Origin of the sequence: Burkholderia sp. LMG 13014 (assembly GCF_905232215.1) — a bacterium.
Lineage (GTDB): Bacteria > Pseudomonadota > Gammaproteobacteria > Burkholderiales > Burkholderiaceae > Burkholderia.
Genome location: NZ_CAJNKE010000181.1, coordinates 1 through 10,577, shown reverse-complemented (window position 1 = coordinate 10,577; position 10,577 = coordinate 1). Strand labels below are relative to the sequence as shown.

Below are 10,577 nucleotides of genomic sequence, written 5' to 3'. Positions count from 1 at the left end.
CGCACGTGCTGCTCGACAACGGCGCGCACGAATCGACGGGTGGCCAGGCGACGGTGTCGCAACATGTTTCGTTCGCGGGTGTTGCCGCCGCGTGCGGGTATGCGTCGGCGGTCGAAGGCGACACGCTCGACGTGCTCGATACTGCGCTTGCTTCGTCGGCCGATGGCGCGCAGTTCGTGCGTGTCGCGATCCGCACCGGCGTGCCCGACGGCCTGCCCCGCCCGACCGTCACACCGGTCGAGGTCAAGACCCGTCTGATGCGGCACATCGGCGCCGCGCAGACCGAAGCCCACGTTGAAGGAGCCCATTGATGCTGCTGCTGAACCCCGGCCCGGTCACGCTCACCGAACGCGTGCGCCGCAGCCTGCTGCAACCCGACCTGTGCCATCGCGAAAGCGAATTCTTCGATCTGCAGGATGAAGCGCGTCAGCGTCTCGTCGCCGCGTATGAACTCGATCCGGCCGAGTGGACGGCCGTGCTGATGACCGGTTCGGGTACGGCCGCGGTCGAAAGCATGATCGCGGCGCTCGTGCCGAAGGATGGCAAGCTGCTCGTGATCGAGAACGGCGTGTATGGCGAGCGGATCACGCAGATCGCAACGCAGTACGGGATCGCGCATGACGTGCTGAAGCATGAGTGGATGCAGGCACCTGATCTCGCACAGATCGGTGCGCGACTCGATGCGGGCGGTTACTCGCACGTCGCCGTGATTCATCACGAAACGACGACGGGCCGGCTGAACGATCTCGGGGCGATTGCCGACGTGTGCCGTGCGCGCGGCGTGAAAATGCTCGTCGACGGCGTCAGCAGCTTCGGCGCGGAAGCGATCGACTTCGCCGGCGGCGACATCGACGCGGTTGCCGCGACCGCGAACAAGTGCCTGCACGGCGTGCCGGGCGCAGCGTTCGTGATCGTGCGCCGCAGCGCGCTCGCGAAGGCGGCGAGCCGTACTTACTACCTCGATCTCGGCCGTCTCGCGAAGCTGCAGGATCAGCGGAATACGCCGTTCACGCCTTCCGTGCATGCGTATTACGCGCTCGTCGAGGCGCTGCGCGAGTTCGATGAGGCGGGTGGCTGGCGTGCGCGGCATGCGCATTACAAGGCGCTCGCCGATCAGGCACAGGCCGGGCTCGCGGCGCGCGGGATGCCGCTGGTGCTGCCGGAAGGTGAATCGTCGGTTGTTCTTCGTGCTTATCGGTTGCCGCAGGGTGTGACGTACGAAACGCTGCACGACGGGTTGAAGGCACGTGGCTTCGTGATCTACGCGGGGCAAGGCGGGTTGTCGAAGGAGCTGTTCCGGATTTCGACGATGGGCGCGATCCAGGCGGCCGATGTCGATCGGTTGCTGGAGGGGTTTACCGCGCTGACGCAGTAAGCGCCTGACTTCTTCGTCCACGAAAGGCCCGCAAGGGCCTTTTTTATTTTTCGTGGATTGCTCGGAAACAGCGGGAAATGCCGCCTCGACGCGGCCGTTGAAACCGGGCAACGCTCGAGCGCAACGAGCGCCTCGGCAACGGTCGAAGGCAAGCGCTAATCCGCCCCGATCGCCACCACCGATCCGGCCCAGCCATTCGCTCCTTCGGTGGCGATAACGAGCAGGTCGCCCGTGCCGGGCGCGGCAACAACCCGTTCACCGCCCGCTGCCCAGATCGCACTACGACCCGCCGACTCCCAACCACCGGTGACGCCGCCATGGTTGGCCATCAGTACGACCATATTGTGGTTGGCCGCATAGCCTGCCAACAGCCCGGTATCGTACGGGTAGCCGTTGTCGGTAATGAGCGCGCTCGCCGCATATACACGCGCGCCCGAATCTGCCGCGTTCGCCGCGTGGGTGGCATGCGAGAAATCGGCGCAGATGGCCAGCGCGATCGAATTCCCGTCGACGATCACCGCCGGGCCTCCATTTCCCGCTGCAAATACAACGTCTTCGCCGGGATGCAAATGCTGCTTTGTGTGCGCGTGTATGCCATGCACGCCAAGGGTGAACGCGCCGATGAACACCTCCGGTTGGCCTTCACGCGTCAGGGGCGCCCCAACAACGATGGTCATGCCCAGTCGCTGCGCGGCGGCCAGCAACGGCAGGAGCCGTGGGTCCTCGCATCGCATTGCGAGTTGACGGCCAAGCTGCTGCTCGTATCCCGTCAAGGACAGTTCGGGAAATACCAGATACTTGACGCCGTGTTCCGCGGCCGCGTGGACGAAGGTCAAATGCCGAGCCACGTTGGCTTCAATGTCTCCTGCTTTGGCGCTGAACTGCGCGGCGGCGATCGTGAATGTGTCCATGAGAGATAGAGTCGGTGGTTCGCGTAGGCGTCTCGCAGTATCGAGGTCTTGTTTCTAACCGACTACAATGGATACTTATTGATCTATTGAATTTTGTTATGTCACCGCGGGATATCGAAATCTTTCGAGCACTGATGACCGCCGGTACGACAGCGCGCGCAGCCGAGTTGCTGGGGATCAGCCAGCCTGCGGTCAGCCAGGCCATTCAGCGGGTCGAGTCGTTTGCCGCCGTGCGGCTGTTTGAGCGCGTTCGCGGACGCATGATCCCGACGAACGAGGCGAATGTCCTGATGACCTCGATCGAGCGATACTTCGTCGGCTTTGAAACCGTTGAGCACGTCATTCGCAGTCTGGGCTCGTACAAGCAGGGGCGACTCGTGATTGCCTGCTTCCCCGCCCTGGGGAACTGTTTTCTGCCGCGCGCCATCGCCGGGTTTCATCGCGACTCGCCCGGCATTCAGTTGTCGTTGCAAGTCATGAGTTCCCGAGAGGTGCATCAGCAAGTTCAATCCGGCGTGGCCGACATCGGCCTGATGGCTAGCGAGATGCCGACTGCCGGTCTCGAGCATTCGGTATTCAGCGCACTGCCTGGCGTCATCGCCATGGCGCCCGATCATCCGCTGGCGCAACGGTCGGTCGTTACACCAGCGGATCTTCAATCCGATCACTTCATTTCACTGAATGCGGAGGATGTCACACGACGCGCGCTGGAAGCGGCACTGGCACACGAAGGGATCACGCTACGAACGATCGTCGAAACGCCCTACTCGATCAGTGCCTGCGAGTTCGCACGCAGTGGCGTCGGACTGGCGTTCGTTCATCCCGTCGCGGCCATCGACTTCATTCCTCGTGGACTGGTCATCAGGCGTTTTTCGCTGGATGTTCCGTTCCAGGATCGGATCATTTTCCGCCCGGGCAAGCCCTTGTCCGAGCATACGAAATCGATTCTGAAACTGCTTCGGCTGCAACTGGACAAGGACTGCAAGCAGCTGCAGCTTGCTTTGAGGGCGAGGAAGGGTACGGGTCGTCACGCATGACCTGCTCATCACCCGCTGACCGGCCGCTCCCGATCGGCAAGCGACATCCACGGCATCCATGAAGAACCTTTTTTCATCGTGAACATGAGACTCCTCCGCTTCGCCCCGCTGCTGGCGCTCGCCGCCGCCTCCGCCGTTCAGGCTGCCGACAACCAGGCGTGTGACGACGCAACCGTCGTTGCGGTCGCCCGCTGGGCTGGCGTCGCAAGCGCACGCGTCGCCGCGCGCGACACGAACCGGCTCGTTGTCGCGTCCGCATGCAAGGTCATGCCGAATGCGCCCGAAACGACGATCGCGGCCGTTGCATTCGATTCGCTTCCCAAAAGCAAGAACCCGGACGAAAGCAACAAGCTGCAGGTCGTCGCGCTGGTCGAAGGCGGCAAGGTCGTGGCGGCCGAACGGTCGGTGGTTCAGGAAGATGCAGTCACGGAAGTCGATGCAGACAGCTATCGCATTGATACCGCCCCCTACCGGCTGTCGCCTGACGTTCGCGCGTTCGGCGTCGTGTTCACGAGCAGCGCGCGCGGGCCGAGTTGTGCAGACGCCTACTCCGAGAACGAACTGACGCTGTGGATTCGCGACGGCGCCCGCATCCGTCCTGTCTTCGGTACCAATCTCAAAGGCTGGGTCGCTGTCACCGGCCCCGTGTGCGAGCCCGATACCCGCGACCTGCGTAGCGAGTCCGCACGGATGACGATTGCCGTCGAAAAGACATCGCACAACGGTTTCGCGGATCTGTCGATTACGGCGCACGTCGCCAATATGGAAAGCGACGACGACAAAGACTCAGGCACGGGAAAACGTACCGCGCGCACGATCGTCAAATACGACGGCAAGTCGTACGGAATCGATATGTTCCGCGACTTCTGGTATTCACCCGCTTCCAGGAAACGCTTCAAGTAAGACTGCGCCCCGCCCGCCTGCTCCACCGCCTTCGGCCCGATCTTCGCGCCACGGGTTCGCCGACCTGTCGATCCCCGCGCGTGTCGATCCGCCGCAGCGCAAGGACAAGCGCCCGGTCCGCACGATCGTCCGCTACGACGGCAAGTCGTACGGCGTCGATATGTACCGGAACTTCTGGTATCCGCCTTCGATGCTCAAATGACGTGGCGGCCTACTCCGCCACCTTCGCTCCGATCGCCTCGCCCGACGCCGGCATCCGCAGCGCGTCGTCACGTACACGTCGCATCTCGCGCGCCGAATACCGATCCTTCAACCGCAGGAACGGTTTTTCAACGAGGAAGTAGCTGGCCGTCGCGGCCATCAGCGCCCACACGATGCCGAGCGGAAACGCATGCGGGACCTGTAGATCCGGATTCGCAAACGGCTGCTGCCACAGATAGAGGCTGAACGAGATCGTGCCGACGAACACGACCGGCCGCGCGCGCAACCATCGCGCGCACCAGAACTCATTGCGGAAATTCAGCACGACGATCACGATCGCGATCAATGCAGCTTCGAGCGTCACGCCATACGTCGCATTCCAGAACCCGCCGAGCCGATGTTCGGCGAGCGGCATCCCGAACAGCACGAGAAAGACGATCGCCGTCACGATGCGCGTCTCGCCACGCCACGTGCGAATCCACGCTTCGAGCCGTTCGCGGTTGAGCGACACATAGCAGCCGATCAGGATCGGATCAACGCCCGTGTGAAGCATCATCCCGAGCTGCCCGCGCAACGCGGGCGCAACGAAATACGTGACGGCGCGCACGAGCGGCACGATCAGGATCAGCGCGGCCAGCCAGCGCGTGCCGTTGCGGCGCATCCCATATACGAACAGCACCGGCCAGAACCAGTAGAACTGTTCCTCGAGCGCGAGCGACCAGAAATGGCCGAGATACCACGCGCCGTCCGGATGCAGCGTGTTGTCGCCGGTCAGCCCGAACCACGCCGAGTAGTTCCACAGGTGCAGCGCCGCATACAGCCACTGCCGGCGGTCGACGTCGAACCAGCCGGCGAAGGCCACGATCGCGACCGCCGCGAGATAGACGTAGCAGGCCGGCCAGATCCGCAGCGCGCGGCGCACGTAGAACGACGTCAGCGCGATGCCGCCCGTGCGTGCGAACTCGGTGCGCAATACGTTGGTGATCAGGAAGCCGCTGAGGACGAAGAAGATCAGCACGCCGAGCCGGCCGTCGGCAATCAGCCGCAACGGCGCGTACCAGCCCGTGTAGCCGCCGGGCAGCACGTGCTCGGCGTGTCCGACTACAACCATCGCCACCGCGACGGCGCGCAACCCGGTCAACTGCGTGACGCGATGGTTCATCGGCTGGTTTCCGTTGGCACGGTGGATGGGCAGCAGACCGGCGCCCGCGCTTCGGCACACCGATATGCCGCCGGGATTTTGTATGAAAAATATCGGAATGAAATTGCTTCAAAAATCCCCGGGCCGATACGGGCGGCCGCGCACGCCACCACGAGCCAACGTCCGGGGCGGCGAATGGGCATAATGACAGGCCATTCCCGGCGGCGGCCGGTCCGATGCCAACACAACGATTTTTGCGGCGGTGCAGTATCCGCAGTCCCCCGCCCGCTCATCGGCCCGCGCGTCGTCCGCCTCCTGTCGACCCTTACCCGGAGCCTGCCTGTGTACCCACCGATCGAACCCTACGCCCACGGCCATCTCGATACCGGCGACGGCCACCGCATCTACTGGGAGCGTTGCGGCAACCCGGCCGGCAAGCCCGCCGTGTTCCTGCACGGCGGCCCCGGCGCCGGCTGCAGCCCCGATCATCGCCGCCTGTTCGATCCGGAGCGCTACGACATCCTGCTGTTCGACCAGCGCGGCTGCGGGCGCTCGACGCCGCATGCAAGCCTCGAGAACAACACGACGTGGCATCTGGTCGCCGATATCGAACGCCTGCGCGAGATGGTCGGCGCAGAAAAGTGGCTCGTGTTCGGCGGCTCGTGGGGCAGCGCGCTGTCGATCGCGTACGCGGAAACGCACCCCGAGCGCGTGAGCGCGCTGGTCGTGCGCGGCATCTTCACGATGCGTCGCGCGGAATTGCTGTGGTACTACCAGGAAGGCGCATCGTGGCTGTTCCCCGACCTGTGGGAAGCCTTCCTTGCACCGATTCCGGAAGCCGAACGCGGCGACCTGATGGCCGCCTACCATCGCCGGCTGACCGGTAACGACGAAGCCGCGAAGCTCGAAGCCGCGCGCGCGTGGAGCAGCTGGGAAGGCCGCACGATCACGCTGCTGCCCGACCCCGCCCTCGCCGCGCACTTCGCGGACGGGCACTACGCACTCGCGTTCGCACGAATCGAGAATCACTACTTCGTGAACAGGGGCTTCGTCGAAGAAGGCCAGCTGCTGCACGACGCGCATCGCCTCGCCGGCATCCCGGGTGTGATCGTGCAGGGTCGCTATGACGTCGCGACACCCGCGCGTACCGCATGGGATCTGTCGAAGGCATGGCCGGACGCGACGTTCGAGATCGTGCCCGGCGCCGGGCATGCGTACAACGAGCCGGGGATCCTGGAAGCGCTGATCGCGGCCACGGACCGATTCGCGAACCAGGACTAGGACACGCCCTCAGGCAACGCCGCGGGCGAGCAGATTGATCTGACACGAGCCCTCCAACCCTTGCGCCGGCCGGATCTGCCGCGCCCAGGAAGTTGGAGGCCGTGCCGTCATCGCGCGTCGCCGCGGTGTTGCCGGATGGCACGTTCACCGAGCAATCTTTCCTTACCGAAGGCCGCTTCATGGCAATGAGCTTGACGGAACCCCGTCGCGAGAGTCTCGAACACCCCGCTGTCGAATCGCTGGCCGTCCGGGTGAACGGCTTGCGCATTCATACGAAAGTGGCCGGAGCCGGCCGTGCCGTCGTCCTGCTGCACGGCTGGCCGCAAACGTCGTACGCATGGCGCAAGCTCGTGCCGTTGCTTGCGCGTCACTGCAGGGTCATTGCCCCCGATCTGCGCGGATTCGGCCACTCCAGCAAGCCCGCGGCAGGCTATGACAAGAAAACCGTCGCTGGCGACATCGCCGCGTTGCTGCATGCGCTGCAGATCGACCAGGCGTGCATCGTCGGACACGATATGGGCGGCCAGGTAGGCTACGCGTTCGCGGCACTGTATCCGCAACTCACGGAGCGGTTCGTGTTCATCGAGAGCGGCCTGCCAGGCTTCGGCCAGGAAAAGGCGATGAACGTGGCCACGGGCGGCAGCTGGCACTTCGGCTTCAATATGGCGGGGGACATTTCCGAAGAACTGGTCCGCGGCCGTGAAGCGCTGTTTGTCCGTCACTTTGTCCGACGCGACACGGTCGGCACCGTCGATCCCGAGTCCATCACGGAAGCCGACATCGACGTCTACGCGACGGCGCTCACCCAGCCCGGCGCCCTGCGTGCGAGCTTCAGCTACTACCGCACGCTCCTCGTGGATCTCGACGACAACAAGACGTTCGGAGAAAAGAAGCTCGACATGCCCGTCCTCGCCATCGGATGCGAATTCGGATACGGCGAAGGATCGAAGACCACCATGGAGAAAGTCGCGTCCAATGTGCGCGGGGTCGTGCTGCGCGATTCCGGCCACTATCCGGCCGAAGAGCAGCCGGAACAGCTTGCGGCTGCCCTGCTCGATTTTCTCGCGCAATGATCGACCGGACGCGAATCGCGCGGGTTCTCGTGTTCTTGTGCCCGCCCTCGTCCGATGATGCCCGTCGACCGCCGGGTGTCGTCAGGATGTACCGTCAATCCGCGCCAAGGGTGCACGGACTGAACTGACTCAGGCATTCACAGTGCGGTTTCGACGATCGTCCTGCCGCTGATTGCCCGCTCAACGAGCTGTTCGTCGCCGACCTTGCGGATCGCATCGTCGAGCAGTCCTTCCGGCGCTTCGGTCGCCACCTTCAGCAAGCCCGACAGGCCGCGCGCATCGAGCACCACCAGCGTCTCCATCGAATCCGCGCGGCACACGAGCACGCGGCGCCACGCCGGCCCCGCGCCGAAGCTCACGCAGAGCGCAATCGTGTCGCTGCCGAGCGTGTAGTCAAAGGTCTTGATCATGATCCGCCGCCGTTGCATGGGAATGGCGATGTGCGACGGTGCGGCGCCGTGACGTCGACGCACCCGCGCGTGCCGCCGGTGCCCCGGATCAAGTCCGATCCGTTCGCCGGCATGACCATGCTAGGCGTGCAGTATTAACGAAGACTTAAACAGGAATTCGCCCGCGCAGGCGGCGCACCTTACGGCGCGTCGAGCGGCTCGACCGTCACGCCGACCTTCAGCTCCTGATCCGCGCCGCCGCCGCGGATCACGCCGCGCAGCGGTGTCACGTCCGCATAGTCGCGGCCGATCGACAGCATCACGTAATCGTCGCCCGGCGCGCGATCGTTGGTCGGATCGAGTTGCAGCCAGCCGTTGTCCTCGGGCCATGCCGGGTCGTACACCTCGACCCACGCATGCGACGCGTCGGCGCCGATCAGCCGCGGCTGCCCGGGTGGCGGCTGCGTGAGCAGGTAGCCGCTCACGTAACGCGCGGCGAGCCCGAGCGAGCGCAGCGCGCCGATCATCACGTGCGCGAAATCCTGGCACACGCCCTTGCGCAAGCGCAGCGCATCGAGCGCCGACGTCGTGATGTCGGTGCTGTTCGGCGTATACGCAAAATCGGCATGCACGCGCCGCATCAGCTCCCACGCAGCCTGCACGAGCGGCCGTTGCGGCGTGAAGCTCGCGGCCGCATACGCGGCGAGCTCGGGATCGCACGCGACGTGCGGCGACGTGAACACGAATTCGCTCGCTGCGTCGTAAGGCTGCCCCGCGCGGAACCGCAAGCGGTCGCGCACGGCTTCCCACGCCGTTGCCTGTTTCCCATCGGGATGCGCGATGGCGGGCGGCGGCGCGCCGCGCGCACCGAGCGACCACACAGGCGGTGTCACGCGTACCGTGCTGCGGCTGCGCACGAGCAGTGCATCGTGCGGCTGGTTCAACGCAAACGACGCGCGCGCATTGCCGAATGCATCGATCTCGGTACCGACCGATTCCGGCGCGGGATCGATGTCGAGCGCGAACGACAGCACCTGCTGACGCGGCGTGACGAGCGGTTGCAGGCGCGCCTGGTGCTGCGCCGATTCAACGCGCGCCGCGTAACGGTATTCGGTATCGTGCGTGACGCGCAGCAACCGGCCGGGCGCAACGTCGGCCTTTGTAGCCGGCGCGATTGCTGATGCCGGTGCCGATGCGCTCCGCTCTTTCCCGGAACCGGGTGGCGCTTTCGCCGCGCCTTTCGTCGTCACCATAACGTCCTGCCCGCCTCGCGCACGTGGCTGAAATAGCGCTCGCCGATCCGGTTCGACAGTTCCCAGACCGCCTTCGCCGTCGTATCGAGGGCATCGAGCAGCTTGTCGTGCCGGCCGCCGTCGCCGGTCTCGCACAGCTCGTGCAGCGACCACGCGGGGACGTCGGGAATCGTCTCGGCCAGCTCCGACAGCGCATAGCCTTCGCTGCGCTCGACCTTCGTCAACCGGCCGCGCAGCGCCTGCACGACCCAGCCGAGCGAACGTGGGTTGTCGGTATCGAGCACGACGAGCGACAGCAGCGGCGCGACGTCGAAGCCGCGCTGGAACCGCGAACGGAACGTGATCGTGCTGTCGAACAGCTCCAGCACGAGCTCGAAGCCATCCTGCCGATGCACGGCGCCTTCGTCGAACGCAGCCTTCAGCACGCTGCACAGGAAATCCAGCCGGTCGATCTGCCGGCCGATCGACAGCAACCGCCAGCCGTCGTCGCGCGTCATGTTGTCGGTCTGCGCACCGGTAATCGCGCCGAGCAGCAGGCCGAGGCGCGCCAGCAACTGCAGCGCCTCGTTGCCGATCTGCTCTTCGGCTTCCGGCAAGCCTGCGCTGTCCGCGAACAGTTGGGTCGCGTCGTCGATCAGCCGCCACTGGTCGCTCGACAGCCGTTCGCGAATCGCGGCGGCCGCGCCACGCATCCCGAACAGGCACGACGCGATGCCCGACGTGCGATCCGCGCCGCGCGTCAGCGACGTCGCGAGCGCGTGCTGGAACGCACGGGGCGCATCGACGGCGTTCGGCGCATCGGCCGCGATCAGGCCCGTGTCGCGGCACAGCGTGTCGAGCAGCTCCAGGTGCGCGGGGCTGTCGACGTCGTCCTCGCCGCGCAACCGTTCGAGCGCCGCCCGCGCGAGCCGCATCAGGTTGGTCGCGCGCTCGGTATAACGGCCGAGCCAGAACAGGTTCTCGGCCGCGCGGCTCGCGATCGCGCGCGGCCGCTCGACGAGATCGTCGGGCCC

At 65.3% G+C, this 10,577-nt stretch carries 10 protein-coding genes and 1 pseudogene; 6 read left to right on the top strand and 5 right to left on the bottom strand.

The window, feature by feature from the left end; translation table 11 throughout:
* Both JYJ84_RS18665 and JYJ84_RS18660 read left to right on the top strand, forming a co-directional pair.
* Positions 1-311: pseudogene (locus tag JYJ84_RS18665) on the top strand (phosphonopyruvate decarboxylase); the annotation flags it as partial.
* Positions 311-1,375 carry a 2-aminoethylphosphonate aminotransferase gene (locus JYJ84_RS18660; protein WP_175222558.1) on the top strand — a complete coding sequence of 355 codons (1,065 nt, stop codon included), beginning with the start codon at positions 311-313 and terminating at the stop codon, positions 1,373-1,375. The pseudogene JYJ84_RS18665 and the gene JYJ84_RS18660, both read left to right, overlap by 1 nt.
* A gap of 155 nt (positions 1,376-1,530) precedes the next feature.
* Here the strand turns inward: JYJ84_RS18660 and JYJ84_RS18655 are convergent, their stop codons facing one another.
* On the bottom strand, positions 1,531-2,286 hold the full coding sequence (locus JYJ84_RS18655; protein WP_175222557.1) for a carbon-nitrogen hydrolase family protein: 756 nt from the start codon (positions 2,284-2,286) through the stop codon (positions 1,531-1,533).
* 98 nt (positions 2,287-2,384) lie between these two features.
* On the opposite strand from JYJ84_RS18655, the gene JYJ84_RS18650 reads away from it, so the two are divergent.
* Together JYJ84_RS18650 and JYJ84_RS18645 are read left to right on the top strand one after the other, a co-directional pair.
* A complete protein-coding gene (locus JYJ84_RS18650) occupies positions 2,385-3,323 on the top strand; it encodes a LysR substrate-binding domain-containing protein (RefSeq protein ID WP_122949421.1) in 939 nt (312 codons plus the stop codon).
* A gap of 84 nt (positions 3,324-3,407) precedes the next feature.
* Positions 3,408-4,226: a multidrug ABC transporter ATPase gene (locus JYJ84_RS18645; RefSeq protein ID WP_175222556.1), complete on the top strand. Its 819-nt coding sequence runs from the start codon at positions 3,408-3,410 to the stop codon at positions 4,224-4,226.
* A gap of 211 nt (positions 4,227-4,437) precedes the next feature.
* Here JYJ84_RS18645 and JYJ84_RS18640 read toward each other — a convergent pair whose 3' ends face one another.
* Positions 4,438-5,589: an acyltransferase gene (locus tag JYJ84_RS18640; protein WP_175222555.1), complete on the bottom strand. Its 1,152-nt coding sequence runs from the start codon at positions 5,587-5,589 to the stop codon at positions 4,438-4,440.
* Between the two features lie 321 nt (positions 5,590-5,910).
* Here JYJ84_RS18640 and pip point away from each other — a divergent pair, with 321 nt between their 5' ends.
* Positions 5,911-6,849: a prolyl aminopeptidase gene (gene pip / locus JYJ84_RS18635; protein WP_175222554.1), complete on the top strand. Its 939-nt coding sequence runs from the start codon at positions 5,911-5,913 to the stop codon at positions 6,847-6,849.
* A gap of 101 nt (positions 6,850-6,950) precedes the next feature.
* Positions 6,951-7,922, top strand: coding sequence for an alpha/beta fold hydrolase (locus JYJ84_RS18630; RefSeq protein WP_205184523.1), 972 nt, complete (start codon positions 6,951-6,953; stop codon positions 7,920-7,922).
* A 137-nt stretch (positions 7,923-8,059) separates the two neighbouring features.
* Here JYJ84_RS18630 and JYJ84_RS18625 read toward each other — a convergent pair whose 3' ends face one another.
* The 3 genes from JYJ84_RS18625 to JYJ84_RS18615 all read right to left on the bottom strand — a co-directional run.
* The gene (locus tag JYJ84_RS18625; RefSeq protein ID WP_175222553.1) at positions 8,060-8,332 is read right to left on the bottom strand and encodes a hypothetical protein; all 273 of its coding nucleotides are present in this window, start codon (positions 8,330-8,332) and stop codon (positions 8,060-8,062) included.
* Positions 8,333-8,511: 179 nt separating this feature from the next.
* Positions 8,512-9,564, bottom strand: a complete 1,053-nt coding sequence (locus tag JYJ84_RS18620) for a transglutaminase family protein (protein WP_174956505.1) — start codon at positions 9,562-9,564, stop codon at positions 8,512-8,514.
* Positions 9,558-10,577: alpha-E domain-containing protein (locus tag JYJ84_RS18615; RefSeq protein ID WP_205189356.1), on the bottom strand; the 1,020-nt coding region annotated here is incomplete at its 5' end. The genes JYJ84_RS18615 and JYJ84_RS18620, both read right to left, overlap by 7 nt.